This window comes from Micromonospora sp. WMMD737 (assembly GCF_049179055.1).
Lineage (GTDB): Bacteria > Actinomycetota > Actinomycetes > Mycobacteriales > Micromonosporaceae > Micromonospora > Micromonospora reichwaldensis.
The window spans coordinates 6,701,233-6,714,996 of record NZ_JBMHMH010000001.1 but is presented as its reverse complement, the minus strand read 5'-3'; the positions used below and the strand labels follow the sequence as shown (position 1 = coordinate 6,714,996).

The following is a 13,764-nucleotide window of genomic DNA, read 5'->3' as shown; positions in this document are numbered from 1 at the left end:
ACACTCCGCCGGCAGGGCGGCGAGTCGCGTCCTTGCCACAGATACGGACGATTGGGTACTTCCTAACACCGCCGTCGAGGTCGCATGCTGCGGTTGACTCCTCACGCATCGTCAGCGACGCGCGACCGGTCCGCCACGCCGACGTGGTGCCCGCCGCGCCCGGACACCGGGGAGAGCCATGGAGCTGTTCCGCAGACTCCGGATCCCGTGGGCGGAGCGGGCGAGCGCCCGTGCCGAGCACGACGCCGACGCGACCGGGGCGGGTCCCGTGCCGGCAGCCCGGCGCGCGGCCGAGCCGGTCGCCGCGCCGGCCAGCCTCGACCCGGCCGCCGTGCCGCGCTACTTCGGTCCGCTGCCGAACCAGGCCCGCAGCCCGCTGCCGGTCGTCGACGCCGACGGCTGCGTGCTGCCCGGCACCGGCATCCGCAAGTTCGTCGACGCGCTGCCCCGCCCCGGCGCGCTCGGCCGCACCGAGCTCGGCGCCCATCTGCCGGTGGCGGTGCCGGACACCGTCAGCTATCCGGGCTGCGACTACTACGAGATCGGCCTGGAGCAGTACGCGCAGCGGCTGCACCGGGACCTGCCGGCGACCCGGCTGCGCGGCTACCGGCAGCTCAACCTCGGCACGGACGCCCACGGGCACAACACGGTCGCACCGGCGGGGCGCCCCTGGCACCTCGGCCCGCTGATCCTGGCCCGGCGCGGCCGGCCGGTCCGGGTCAAGTTCATCAACCAGCTCCCCACCGGCCGCTCCGGCGAGCTCTTCCTGCCGGTCGACCCGACCGTCGACGGCGCCGGGGCCGGCCCGCTCGACGGCCCGGCGCCCTACCCGCAGAACCGGGCGGTGCTGCGGCTGGCGGGCGCGCACACCGGCTGGACCAGCGCCGGCAACCCCTGGCAGTGGGTGACGCCGGCCGGCGAGATCACGCCCTACCCGACGGGGCCCGGCCTGACCCACGTGCCCGACATGCCGCCGCCCGGCGCGGGCGCGACCACGCTCTACTACCCGAACGAGCAGAGCGGGCGGCTGTGCTGGTTCCACGACAACACCGTCGGCCTGGCCCGGCTCACCGTCTACTCCGGCCAGGTCGCCCTCTACCTGCTCACCGACCCCGCCGAGGAGCGGCTCGTCGCCGACGGGGTGCTCCCCGCCGACCAGTTGCCCCTGGTGATCGAGGACAAGACGTTCGTGCCGGAGGACGCCCAGCTCGCCGGGGAGGACCCGACGTGGGACCGGGACCGCTGGGGCTCCCTGGGCAGCCTCTGGCACCCGCACGTCTACCAGCCCCGGCAGAACCCGCACCGGGCCGACGGGACGAACCCGACCGGCCGGTGGGACTACGGCCCGTGGTCGCGTACGGGCGACGACGTCGGGCAGCGGGAGCACGGCGGTACGCGGCACCGGGCGGAGCCCGTGCCGAACCCGCACCACGATCCCGTCGCCGACCCCGACGAGCCGCCGCTCGCGCCCGGCGTCCCGCACCCGTCGGCGGTGCCGGACGCGTTCGGCGACACCGTGCTGGTCAACGGGATCGCGTACCCGTACCTGGAGGTCGAGCCGAGGACGTACCGGTTCCGCATCCTCAACGCCTGCCTGGACCGCGGCCTGAACCTCCAGCTCTACCGGGCCCGCTCGGACGGACCGATGTGGGACCCGGATGGCGCTCTGGCCGACGCCGACGCCGGCGAGGTGCCGATGGTGGAGGCGGTACGCGCGCCGGAGCGGCCCGCCGGCTGGCCGACGGACGGGCGCGACGGCGGGGTGCCGGACCCGCGTGCCGCCGGCCCGGAGCTCGTCCAGATCGGCAACGAGTGCGGCCTGCTGCCCGCGCCGGTGGTCGTGCCGAACCGGCCGGTGAGCTACCGGTACGACCGGCGCGACCCGACCGTGCTCAACGTCGACGCGCACGCGCTGCTGCTCGCCCCGGGGGAGGCGGCCGACGTGCTCGTCGACTTCTCCACCGTCGCACCCGGCGGCACGCTGATCCTCTACAACGACTGCCCGGCCCCGCTGCCCGGCTTCGACCCGCGTGCCGACCACTTCACCGGCGCCCCGGACCGCGGCGCCGAGGGCGGCGCGCCGCCGACCCGCCCCGGGTACGGGCCGAACACCCGCACCCTGCTCCAGTTCCGGGTCGTCGGCACCCCGGCGCCGCCGTACGACCTGGCCCGGCTGCGCGAGCGCCTGCCCGAGGCGTACGCGGCCAGCCAGCGCCCGCCGATCGTGCCGCAGCCGGCGTACGACGTGGCGTTCGGCACCCGGACCGCGCGCGACACGGTGGTCCCGGTGCACGCCGCGACGGTCAGCTTCGTCCCGGCCGGCGCCGCCGCCCCGGTGCTGCTGCCGCTGGAGGTCAAGGCGGTGCAGCAGGTCTTCGAACCGGACCACGGCCGGCTCGTCGGCCGGCTCGGCGTCGGGCACCCGCACGCCGGGCCGCTCTCCCCCACCGTCCTGCCGCTCGGTCCGACCGACCCGGCCACGGAGGTGCTGCACGTCAGCGATCCGGCCGTCGCGGTGGGCGGGCCCGGCGACGGCACCCAGCTCTGGCGGATCCGCGGCAACAGCCGGCAAACCCAGCCGGTGCGGTTCACCGGCTGCGACGTGCAGCTGGTCGGCCGGGTCGGCTGGGACGGCGCCACCCGGCCGCCGCACCCGGCGGAGCGGGGCTGGAAGCAGGTCGTCCGGGTCGACCCGCGCGAGGACGTGATCGTCGCGCTCCGGCCGGTCGCGCCGCCCCTGCCGTTCAAGATCGGCGACAGCGTACGGCTGCTCGACCCGCTACGGCCGGCGGGCGCCCGGACCGGCTCGACCCCGGTCAGCCCGGTCGACGGCCGACCCGCGGTCGTGGTGAACCAGCTCGTCAACCTCGGTTGGGAGTACCACTGGCACAGCCAGCTCGGCGGCCACCGGGACCAGGGCATGATCCGGCCGCTGGTGCTGCGGGTGTCGCCCCGGGCACCGACCGGGCTGACCGCGACCCCCGCCCCCGGCTCGGCCACCGCGCTGCCCGCGATCGCGCTGACCTGGACGGGCAACGGGAGCCGGCCAGCGGCCACCAGCCACCTGCTCCAGCGGGCCACGGACGCCGCCTTCACGGAGGGCCTCACGGCGATCACCGTGGCGGCCACGGCGACCCGCTACACCGACGCCAGCGTCACCCCCGGGGTGACCTACCACTACCGGATCCGGGCGGAGAACGCGGTGAGCTGCTCCACGTGGTCCAACAGCGTGCCGGCCTCGGTGCACCTCGCCGCGCCGGCCGGGCTGACCGCGGCGATCCCGCCGGCCGCGCCGCTGCGGATCGCGCTGCGCTGGGCCAACCGCTCCTTCGCGACCGGGATCGACGTGCAGCGGGCCACCAACCCGACGTTCAGCAGCGGGCCGGGCACCACCGCGATCGGCGTCGGCGACAACCATCTCGACATCGCCGTCGCCCCCGACACCACCTACTACTACCGGGTGCGGACCACCTATCTCGGCGCCGCGTCGGCCTGGTCGACGGTGGCCCGGGCGACCACCCCGCCGGCGCCGGGCCCACCCACGGGGGTGACCGCCACCGCGACGGCACCCGGGCCGGACACGGCGACGGTCATCCTCGCCTGGGCGGCGAGCACGCCGGCCGCACCGGGCGCGGGGTTCATCGTGCAGCGGGCGCTGGACCCGGCGTTCAGCCGGGAGGTGGCGACCTTCACCGTCACCGGCCGGGGCTTCACCAACACCGGGCTGGCGCGCGGCGTCACCTACCACTACCGGATCCGGTCGTTCAACGTCGTCGGCAGTTCCCCGTTCACCGGCCCGGTCCCGGTAACCACACCCCCCTGACCCCTCCCCGCCCCCGCCCCCGGGCCCGCGTCGATCATGCAGTTGTGGCGGGGTGCAAAGCACCTGAAAAGGTGCCGATCCGGCACCACAACTGCATGATCGACCGCGCGGGAGGGGCGGGAGGGGCGGGGTGGGGCGGGGTGGGGCGGGGTGGGGCGGGGTCAGGGGGTGCGGAGGGGGGCGCCGACGCCGCGGAGTTCGGTCAGGGCCGTGGCGACGCCGTGCAGCAGGTCGGTCGCCTCGGTGAGCCGGGAGGCGGCCGGGTGCGCGGCGTCGGGGTGGGCTTCCCCGGCGACGTAGCCGGCAGCGGCCACGACGAGCCGCTCGTACGCGGTGACGCCCTGCTCCAGCTGCGCGCTCAGGGCCCGGTGCGCCTCGGCCAGCGCCGGCCGGGACTCGGCCGGGGCAAGCCGCAGCGTGCGCTCGACGCTGGCCACCCGGTCGGCGAGGTCCCGCAGCGACCGGTCGGCCTCGGCGGCCTCCAGCACGGCCGGCGAGGCGAGCCCCGTGAGCCGGCCGGTCATCCCGGCGAGGGCCAACGCGGCCCGGTCCAGCCGGGCCCACGGCTCGGCGGCGCTGGTGCCGCGCAGCGCCACCCGGGAACGCACCCGGCGGACCTCGGCCAGCACGCCGGGGCCGACGGGGAGCCGCTCCACGGCGGCGACCAGCCTGGCGCGGGACCGGGCGGCGGCCTCGGCCGGGTCGAGCGCCGGTGGTGCCGGCCGGGCGGCCAGCGCCCGCAGGTCGACCCAGCGCCAGGCGGCGAGCACCAGCGCGCCGCCCGCCCCGGCCGCCCAGGCCGCGTCGGGCAGCCCCAGCCCGGCGTACGGGGTCAGCACGGCGGCGGCGCCGCCCAGGCCGCCGGCCGTGACGCTCCACCGGCGCGCGGACCGCCGCAACCGGCTCAGGCGCCGGAAGTACCGCGTGCGCTCGTCTGCCACCTCTGCCTCCTCGACCCGGCCGCTCAGCCGGCGGCGGTGGTGTCTCCGGTGCCACGTTCCCGGCCCATGCTGGCCCGGATCTCGTTCAGCCGGGCGGCGGCCGCCGGGTCGGCGGCCGGTGCGGCGGGCTGGGCCTGCTCCACACCCGGTCGTTCCTGCTTGCCGCCGAGCTGCTCGCCGGCCATGCTCGACCGGATCTGCTCCAGCCGGGAGGAGCCGGCCGCGTCCAGGGTCGACTTCTGGATCTCCAGCATGCGGCCCTCGACGGAGTTGCCGGCCAGTTCCGCGCGGCCCATGGCCGTGGCGTACCGCTGCTCGATGCGGTCGCGCACCTCGTCGAGCGAGGGCGTGTTGGCGGGGGCGGTCAGCGACGACATCGACTCCAGCGAGCGGGCCACGCTCTCCTGCATCTTGGCCTGCTCCAGCTGGCTGAGCAGCTTGGTGCGCTCGGCGAGCTTCTGCTGGAGGATCATCGAGTTGTTCTCGACCGCCCGGCGGGCCTGGGCGGCGGCGCCGAGCGCCTGGTCGTGCAGGGTCTTGAGGTCCTCCGTGGCCTGCTCGGCCGAGACCAGCTGGGTGGCCAGGGTCTGCGCGGACTGCTCGTAGCGACCGGCCTCGGTCTCGTCGCCCCGGGCGCGGGCCTGGTCGGCGAGGACCAGTGCCTGGCGGGCGTTGGCCTGCAACCGCTCGACCTCGGACATCTGACGGGACAGCTTCATCTCCAGCTGCCGCTGGTTGCCGATCACGGCTGCGGCCTGCTGGACCAGCGCCTGGTGCTGGCGCTGGGCCTCCTCGATGGCCTGCTGGATCTGCACCTTCGGATCGGCGTGCTCGTCGATCCTGGCGCCGAAGAGCGCCATCAGGTACTTCCACCCCTTGACGAACGGGTTCGCCATCTTTGCGTTGTCCCCTCAGTAGCGTCGCTCCGCCTGGACCGCGCCGGGTGCTCCCGGCCGGCTCCGGCGCGGCAGTGGCTCCATCGTCCCAGCCGGACGCCACGGGGGCATCCGTACCGGCGAGCGAAGCGAGCGCCGACGCCGTCCGCGATCAAGGGTACGCGGCGGCGTCGAGGCCGACCACGTGGCGAGAAAGAGGGGGTGGATCAGGCGGCGCAGACCACGTCGCGCTCGCTGCCCCGGACCCGGGAGCTGCGCAGGGTGGCCTTGAGCGGGGAGTCCTGGCGGACCTGCACGGCGACCGTGCCGTCCGAGCTGACCTGGTGCACGCCCCGACCCGTGCTCCTGCGGACGGTGACTGGCGCGGCCGGCTCGTCCTGCACCGGCACCAGCACGCCGGGCATCTGCTCGGCGAGGGCGACGGTGTCGCTGACCTCACGCAGCAGCTCGGACAGGCGCGCACCGAGGGCGTCGCAGATCGCGGCCAGCAGCTCGCTGGAGGGCTCCTTCTGGCCGCGTTCGATCTCGGAGAGGTAGCCGAGGCTGACGTTGGCGGCGGAGGAGACCTCGCGCAGGGTGCGGTGCTGCCCCTGCCGGCGCGCCCGCAGTGCGTCACCGATCACGCGGCGTAGCAGGACCATTCGCACCTCCCCCTGAGGGACACCACTCTTCCAGGCGGCCCGTCCGGCACGTCGAGCCGGACCGGTCGTCGGAGCCTTCCCGCAACCGTACCCGTTGCGGGCCCCCACGACATCCCACCCCGCCCCTCGGATCCTCAGAAGGCCGTCAGCGGCGGCCCGCGCCGGCCGCGTCGGTCCGCCCGCCGTCGGCCCCGGCCGCCCGGCCGTCGGACGCCGCCGCCGCGGCGGCGTCGGTCTGGTGGATCCGCGCGGCGAGCAGCCGCAACGCCTCGACGACCGCGGCCGAGCGGACGTGGTCGCGACCGCCGTCCAGGTCGAGCTGCCGGACCTCGGTGCCGGACGGCCCGGCCACCGCGACGTAGACCAGCCCGACCGGCTTGCCGTCCTGCGGTTCGGGACCGGCCACCCCGGTGGTGGCCAGGCCCCAGTCGGCCCCGCAGCGGCGCCGGCCGCCCTCGGCGAGGGCCACCGCCACGTCCGGGTCGACCGGCCCCCGGTCGGCAAGCAGGTCCTCCGGTACGTCGGCGAGCAGCGACTTGAGCTCGGTGGCGTAGACCACCAGGCCGCCCCGGTAGATCCCGCTCACCCCGGCGATCTCCACGATCGAGGCGGCCAGCAGGCCGCCCGTGAGCGACTCGACGGTGGCCAGGGTCTCGTGCCGTTCCGAGAGGCTGTGCACCACGCCGGCCGCCGGGCTCCCGGCCGGCCGCGTTCCGTCAGCGTCACTGTCCATGTCCCGGATCCTTTCCCCGCCCCGTCGGCCCTACTCATCCTTCCCGACGGGCGCGGCTCCGGGCGGGAGAGGGCGGGGCCGGGGCGGAAGAGTGCGGACGGTACGGGCGCCGGGTCAGGCGGCCGGGCGGCGCAGCCGGAGGGCCTGCGCGACGTAGTCGAAGCCGGTGACCACCGTGACGCCGACCGCGGCAACCATGATCCACGGGCCGACGGCGGCGAGCACGGCCGGCATGGGCCACAGGTACCACGTGATGGCCAGGATCTGGAGCGCAGTCTTGATCTTGCCGCCCCGGCTGGCCGCGATCACGCCGTGGCGGATCACCCAGAAGCGCAGCGCGGTGATGCCCAGCTCGCGGACGAGGATCACGGCGGTCACCCACCAGGGCAGCTGGTCGTACCAGGAGAGCAGCAGCAGCGCCGCACCGGTGAGCGCCTTGTCGGCGATCGGGTCGGCGACCTTGCCCACCGAGGTGACCAGGGCGAACCGGCGGGCGATCCAGCCGTCCACGAGGTCGGTCGCCGAGGCGACGGCGAAGATCAGGCAGGCGACCATCCGCCAGCCGGCGTGGTCCATGGCGGAGGCGACCACGGACGCCGCGAAGACCGGCACCAGGACCAGCCGCAGCGCGGTGAGCGCGTTGGCCGCGTTCATCACCGGCACGCCGGCCACCACCGGCGCGGGCGTCGATTCCGTCGCCCCGGTCATCGCCGCGCCCCGCTCCGGCGGCCGTGGCGTACCTGGCACCCCACCACGTGGCTCCCCCGCTCCGTCCGGGCCCGCCGTCACCGTGTTGCGCCGGGCGCCGCCGAGATCATCTCATCCGGGACCGCCACCAGGTCCACTCCCTCGGTGCTGGTCACCGTCGCCCGCACCAGGTCACCCGGGCGCAGCGCGGCCAGGTCGACCCCGCCGTCGGCCGGGGCGACGAGGGTGGTCGAGCCGTCGACCTCGGGCGCCTGGTGGGCCGCCCGCCCCTCGACCACGCCGTCCTCGACCGAGTCGACAAGCACCTCGACCGTGGAGCCCAGGCGCTCCTCGGCGCGCTGCGAGCAGAGCTCGTCGGCGAGCGCGCTGAGCTTGTCGTAGCGGCGCTTGACCGTGGCGGCGGAGACCTTGCCGGACAGCCCGGCGGCCTCGGTGCCGTCCTCGTCGCTGTAGTCGAACACCCCGATCGCGTCGAGCCGCGCCTCGGTCAGGAACCGGACCAGCTCCTGGTAGTCGCCACGGGTCTCGCCCGGGAAGCCGACGATGAAGTTGCTCCGCGCGCCCGCGTCCGGGGCCAGCGCGCGGGCGCTCGCCAGCAGCTCCAGGAACCGCTCGGTGGAGCCGAAACGGCGCATCCGGCGCAGCACCGGCTCGCTGGAGTGCTGGAACGACAGGTCGAAGTAGGGCGCCACGCCGGGCGTGGTGGCGATCGCCTCGACCAGCCCGGGCCGGGTCTCGGCCGGCTGGAGGTAGCTCGCCCGCACCCGGACGATGCCGTCGATCGCGGCGAGCTGGGGCAGCAGCTTCTCCAGCGCCCGGGGGTCGCCCAGGTCCTTGCCGTAGGAGGTGGAGTTCTCGCTGACCAGCACCAGCTCGCGGACGCCGGTCTTGGCCAGCCACTCCGCCTCGGCGAGCAGCTCGTCCGGCGTACGGGAGACGAAGGCGCCGCGGAAGGCGGGGATGGCGCAGAACGCGCAGCGCCGGTCGCAGCCGCTGGCCAGCTTGAGCGAGGCGACCGGGCCGGTGTCGAGCCGGTGGCGCAGCACCTGGCGCAGGTGGGCCGGGGTGTGCTCGTCGGTCTCGGTGACGCCCCGCACCGGGGTGCCGTGGCCGGGCAGCGACACCCCGCTGTCCCGCCGGGAGACGGGGGTGAGGGGCAGCAGCTCGCGCCGGTCGCGCGGCGTGTGCGCGCCGATCCGCTCGCCGGCCACCACCGCGTCCAGCCGGGCGGCGATGTCCGGGTAGTCGTCGAAGCTCAGCACCGCCTGCGCCTCGGGGAGGCTGTCGGCCAGCTCGCGGCCGTACCGCTCGGCCATGCAGCCGGCGGCGACCACCTTGGCGCCGGTGTCGGCGGCGGCCAGCAGGGTCTGGATGGAGTCCTGCTTCGCCTTCTCCACGAAGCCGCACGTGTTCACGACCACCACGTCGGCGCCCTCGCCGTCGGTGGTGACCTGCCAGCCGTCGGCGTGCAGCCGGGCGGCCAGCTCCTCCGAGTCGACCTCGTTGCGGGCACAGCCCAGGGTCAGCAGGGCGACACGGCGGCCGTCGGCGGGGGAAGGGGAGGTGGCAGACACCATCCGAGGGTACCGGGCGCGCGACCGGCGGCCGCCAACGGCGGGCCGCCCGCACGCTCCCGGCGGCCGCGGCCCGCTCAGACCGCCGCCGCGCCCACCCCGACCAGCCGGTCGAGCAGGAAGACCTCCGTGCCGGCCAGGCCGGTCGAGCAGAAGACCGAGACCTGGTCCGCGCCGGTCCGGCCGGGGACGGCGCCGGCCAGCACCGCGCCCAGGTCGCGCAACCGCCCGGCGTACGCGGGCAGCGTCGCCAGCATCGGCGGGTCGTACGCGGCCGCCTGCGCCGGCGAGTCGGTGACCAGGAGGTCGGCGGCGTCCAGCAGGTCGGTGCCGAACTCGTGCCGGTCGACCTGCTTGAAGCCGACCGCGTTGACGTGGGTGCCGGGGGCCAGGTCGGCGGCGTCGAGCACGGGGCCGACGGCGGTGGTGGCGAGCACCACGACGTCGCGGTCCCGGACGGCGGCCCGCGCCGAGTCCACCGCCCGCGCCGGCACGCCTAGCTCGGCGCGGACCCGGGCGGCGAACGACTCCCGCCGGGCGACGGAGCGGCTGTGCACGGTGACCTCGCGCAGCGGGCGGACGGCGGCGGCGGCCCAGACCTGGGTCCACGCCTGCCCGCCGGAGCCGATCACGCCCAGGGTGGCGGCGTCCGGCCGGGCCAGGGCGGCCACGGCGACCCCACCGAGCCCGCCGGTACGCCGGGAGCCCAGTTCCTCCCCGACCGCCACCGCCCGGACCGCCCCGGTGCGCCCGTCGTGCAGCACGACCACCTGCTCGCTCTCCGGGTGCCCGAACGTGTCGTACGAGCGGTAGCCGTACCACTCGCCGGTGAGGTGGCCGGCGGTGAGCACCATCCGTCCCCCGCCCAGCGGCGCGGCGGCCCGGGGCGGGGCCACCAGGCGGCCGGCGTACGCGGCGAGCAGGGCGTCCCGCATCGCGGCGACCGTGGTGGGGGCGTCCAGCGCGGCGGCGACCTCGGGATCGGAGAAGAGCAGCGGCATACCCCGATACTGCAAGTTGAAGTGAGGTTCACGTCAACCCGTGGTGGCCCGGCTCACCCCGGAAGCCCCCGGCCGGTGCTACCGTCGGTCGTGGCGGCCCCAGGTCGCCCCGGACGAGTGGTGGGCGTACCCGGTCAGGCCAAGACGCCCCGCGTGTGTGTACCGAACCCACTCCTCCCGGCCCGCTGGTCCGGGCGCCTACGCAGAGGTGATGTTCCATGGCCTGGATCGTGCTGGTGATCTCCGGACTTCTCGAGACCGCGTGGGCGATCGCCCTCGACCGCAGCGCCGGCTTCACGCGGCTCGTCCCGTCGCTGGTCTTCGTGGTGACCCTGGTGCTCAGCATGGCCGGCCTGGCGTACGCGCTGCGCGAGATCCCGGTCGGCACCGGCTACGTCGTCTGGGTCGGCATCGGGGCGGTCGGCACCGCCCTGGTCGGGATGCTCGCGCTGAACGAGCCGGCCAGCCTGCCCCGGATAGCCTGCCTGCTGCTGGTGGTCGCCGGCGTCGTCGGCCTGAAGGTCTTCCACTGACCGGCGTCCACAGGGGCGAGGCGTGACGGACGACCACAGTGGGTAGAGCTGTGCCTGGCATCGGAAAGGCTCTCACCCACGGAGGCAGACATGGCCAACATGCACTCGACCGCCCGCCCGCGCACCAACGCCGCCCGCATCTGCACCATCGTGGGCTTCGTGTTCGCGGTCCTCGCGCTCCTGCTCAACCCGCTCATCTTCGGCGTGATCGGGCTGGTCCTGGGCATCGTCGGCGCCGTGCTCGGTGACAAGCCGCTCGGCTGGTACGCCGCCGCCGCCAACGTGGCCGCCATCGTGATCAGCCTGCTGATCATCAACGCGCTCGTCAACAACTGACCCACCGCTCCCCCAGCGGAGACCGGGCCCGCCGGCGTGCCGGCGGGCCCGTCGCGTGTGTGGACAGCGGGTCCGTCGCGTGACTGGCCGGCGGGTCCGTCGCGTGTGTCGCCGGGGGTCCTAGTCCTCGCCGCCGCGCAGGCCGACCAGGACCTCCTCCAGCTCGTCCGGCTTGACCAGCACGTCCCGGGCCTTGGACCCCTCCGACGGGCCGACCACGCCCCGGGTCTCCATGAGGTCCATCAGCCGCCCCGCCTTGGCGAAGCCGACCCGCAGCTTGCGCTGGAGCATCGAGGTCGAGCCGAACTGCGAGGTGACCACCAGCTCGACCGCCTGCACCAGCAGGTCGAGGTCGTCGCCGATCTCCTCGTCGATCTTCTTCTTGCCGGCGTCCGGCGCGACGAGCACGTCCGGGCGGAACTCCGGCTCGCGCTGGTCCTTGCAGAACTTCACCACGTCGGCGATCTCGCGCTCGGTCACCCAGGCGCCCTGGATCCGGATCGGCTTCGAGGCGCCCATCGGCAGGAACAGGCCGTCGCCTCGGCCCAGCAGCTTCTCCGCGCCCGGCTGGTCGAGGATGACCCGCGAGTCCGCCAGCGAGGAGGTGGCGAACGCCAGGCGGGACGGCACGTTGGCCTTGATCAGGCCGGTGACCACGTCGACCGACGGGCGTTGGGTGGCCAGCACCAGGTGGATGCCGGCCGCGCGGGCGAGCTGGGTGATCCGGACGACCGAGTCCTCCACGTCGCGTGGGGCGACCATCATCAGGTCGGCCAGCTCGTCCACGATCACCAGCAGGTACGGGTACGGGCGCATCTCCCGCTCGCTGCCCGGCGGCGCCTTGATCTCGCCGTTGCGCACCTTGCGGTTGAAGTCGTCGATGTGCCGGACCCCGTTGGCGGCGAGGTCGTCGTAGCGCATGTCCATCTCGCGGACGACCCACTCCAGCGAGTCGGCCGCCTTCTTCGCGTTGGTCACGATCGGGGTGACCAGGTGCGGGATGCCCTCGTAGCCCGTCATCTCGACCCGCTTCGGGTCGATCAGCAGCAGCCGCACCTCGTCCGGCGTGGCCCGGGTGAGGATGGACACCAGCAGCGAGTTCAGGCAGGACGACTTGCCCGCGCCCGTCGCGCCGGCGATCAGGATGTGCGGCATCTTGGCGAGGTTGGCCACCACGTAGCCGCCCTCGATGTCCTTGCCGAGCGCCACCACCATCGGGTGGTGATCACTGGTGGCGGCCCGCGACCGCAGCACGTCGCCGAGCGCCACGTTCTCCGGGTCGGTGTTCGGGATCTCCACCCCGACCGCGCTCTTGCCCGGGATCGGGCTGAGGATCCGCACGTCCGGCGACTTCACCGCGTACGCGATGTTGCGGGAGAGCTGGGTGATCCGCTCGACCTTTACGCCCGGGCCCAGCTCCACCTCGTAGCGGGTGACGGTGGGCCCGCGGGTGAACCCGGTGACGGCCGCGTCCACGCCGAACTGCTCGAAGACGCCGGTGAGCGCGACGATCACCTCGTCGTTGGCCTTGCTCCGGGACTTCGGGGCCGCGCCGCTGCCGAGGATGTTCGCCGGCGGCAGCGTGTAGTCGCCCGCCAGCCCGGTCAGCGCGAGCTGCTCGGCCCGCGTCGGGGCGGGCGAGTGCTCCGGCGGCTCCGCCGGCTTGCGGGTGGCCGGCACCCTGCCCGGGGGCTTGCGGGGCAGCACCAGGGTCTCCTGGAGGTCCACCCCGTCGAGGTCGTCGTCGAACTCCGCCGGGTCGGGCGGCGGCGGGGCCGCCCGCTTCGCCGCGCGCTTACGGGGCGCCGGCCGGGCGGGCGCCTCGTCCGTCTCCTCCTCCACCACCGGCGGGGCGATCCGGGTGCCGAACAGCAGGCCGAGCCGCTCCGGGACCTTGTTGATCGGGGTCGCGGTGACCACCAGCAGGCCGAAGACCAGCAGCAGGATCAGCAGCGGCACGGCCACCCAGGCGGTGACCGCCCGCTCCATCAGGCTGCCGACGCCGGCGCCGACCAGGCCGCCGGCGAAGTCGCGCTGGCCCGCGTCGGCCGGGTCCTGTCCGATGTGCAGCATCGCGGCGGTGGCGACCAGCATGGACGTCCAGCCGACCAGGCCCCGGCCGCGGTGCTCGGGATCGACGGGCTCGCGCATCAGCCGCCACGCGCCGATCATCAGCAGGACCGGCACCACGACCGAGATCGCGCCGAGGAAGAGCCGGAAGGTGTCGGCCAGCCGCGCGCCGACCGGGCCGGCGCCGGAGAACCAGAGGGCCACCGCGCTGAGCAGGGCGAGGCCGAAGACCAGCAGGCCCGCGCCGTCGCGGCGCTGCTCCGGGTCGAGCCCCCGGGCGGAGCCGGCCTGCCGGAACGCCCAGCCGAGGCCGTGCGCCATCCCCATCCACAGTGTGCGGACCGCCTGCCCGACCATCGGACCCGGGCCGGACCGGGCCGCCGGCCGCCGCCGGGCCGCCGCGCGGGCGGTCTTCTTCGCCGGCTGACGGGCACGACTGTTCGTGGTGCCACGCGGCGACGCGCCGCGTCGCCGGCTCGCCTGAGAGGTACGGCCCGCCATAGCATCA

At 75.2% G+C, this 13,764-nt stretch carries 11 protein-coding genes and 1 riboswitch; of the genes, 3 read left to right on the top strand and 8 right to left on the bottom strand.

What is annotated here, in order from left to right:
• Positions 1-178: 178 nt before the first annotated feature.
• A complete protein-coding gene (locus ACN27A_RS29790; protein WP_421457837.1) occupies positions 179-3,823 on the top strand; it encodes a hypothetical protein in 3,645 nt (1,214 codons plus the stop codon).
• A gap of 161 nt (positions 3,824-3,984) precedes the next feature.
• Here ACN27A_RS29790 and pspM read toward each other — a convergent pair whose 3' ends face one another.
• From pspM to ACN27A_RS29755, 7 genes are all read right to left on the bottom strand, one after another.
• Complete coding sequence (gene pspM / locus ACN27A_RS29785; protein ID WP_421457836.1) at positions 3,985-4,764, bottom strand: phage shock envelope stress response protein PspM; 780 nt, start codon at positions 4,762-4,764, stop codon at positions 3,985-3,987.
• A 23-nt stretch (positions 4,765-4,787) separates the two neighbouring features.
• The gene (locus tag ACN27A_RS29780) at positions 4,788-5,660 is read right to left on the bottom strand and encodes a PspA/IM30 family protein (protein WP_421457835.1); all 873 of its coding nucleotides are present in this window, start codon (positions 5,658-5,660) and stop codon (positions 4,788-4,790) included.
• 206 nt (positions 5,661-5,866) lie between these two features.
• Positions 5,867-6,301 (bottom strand): helix-turn-helix domain-containing protein, encoded by a 435-nt coding sequence (locus ACN27A_RS29775; RefSeq protein WP_151457765.1) that lies wholly within the window; start codon positions 6,299-6,301, stop codon positions 5,867-5,869.
• Positions 6,302-6,446: 145 nt separating this feature from the next.
• Entirely contained in the window at positions 6,447-7,034 is a 588-nt protein-coding gene (locus ACN27A_RS29770) for a CinA family protein (RefSeq protein ID WP_421457834.1), read from the bottom strand.
• A 114-nt stretch (positions 7,035-7,148) separates the two neighbouring features.
• Positions 7,149-7,742, bottom strand: coding sequence for a CDP-diacylglycerol--glycerol-3-phosphate 3-phosphatidyltransferase (pgsA, locus tag ACN27A_RS29765; protein ID WP_421457833.1), 594 nt, complete (start codon positions 7,740-7,742; stop codon positions 7,149-7,151).
• A gap of 77 nt (positions 7,743-7,819) precedes the next feature.
• Positions 7,820-9,319: a 30S ribosomal protein S12 methylthiotransferase RimO gene (gene rimO, locus ACN27A_RS29760; protein ID WP_421457832.1), complete on the bottom strand. Its 1,500-nt coding sequence runs from the start codon at positions 9,317-9,319 to the stop codon at positions 7,820-7,822.
• 74 nt (positions 9,320-9,393) lie between these two features.
• Positions 9,394-10,317, bottom strand: a complete 924-nt coding sequence (locus ACN27A_RS29755; protein ID WP_421457831.1) for an ornithine cyclodeaminase family protein — start codon at positions 10,315-10,317, stop codon at positions 9,394-9,396.
• An 88-nt stretch (positions 10,318-10,405) separates the two neighbouring features.
• Positions 10,406-10,471, top strand: a riboswitch (guanidine-III (ykkC-III) riboswitch).
• Positions 10,472-10,535: 64 nt separating this feature from the next.
• Here ACN27A_RS29755 and ACN27A_RS29750 point away from each other — a divergent pair.
• The gene (locus tag ACN27A_RS29750) at positions 10,536-10,850 is read left to right on the top strand and encodes a DMT family transporter (protein ID WP_121396023.1); all 315 of its coding nucleotides are present in this window, start codon (positions 10,536-10,538) and stop codon (positions 10,848-10,850) included.
• Positions 10,851-10,940: 90 nt separating this feature from the next.
• Positions 10,941-11,186: a hypothetical protein gene (locus ACN27A_RS29745; RefSeq protein WP_357577375.1), complete on the top strand. Its 246-nt coding sequence runs from the start codon at positions 10,941-10,943 to the stop codon at positions 11,184-11,186.
• Positions 11,187-11,306: 120 nt separating this feature from the next.
• On the opposite strand, the gene ACN27A_RS29740 is transcribed toward ACN27A_RS29745, so the two are convergent.
• Positions 11,307-13,757: a DNA translocase FtsK 4TM domain-containing protein gene (locus ACN27A_RS29740; RefSeq protein ID WP_421457830.1), complete on the bottom strand. Its 2,451-nt coding sequence runs from the start codon at positions 13,755-13,757 to the stop codon at positions 11,307-11,309.
• Positions 13,758-13,764: the final 7 nt, after the last annotated feature.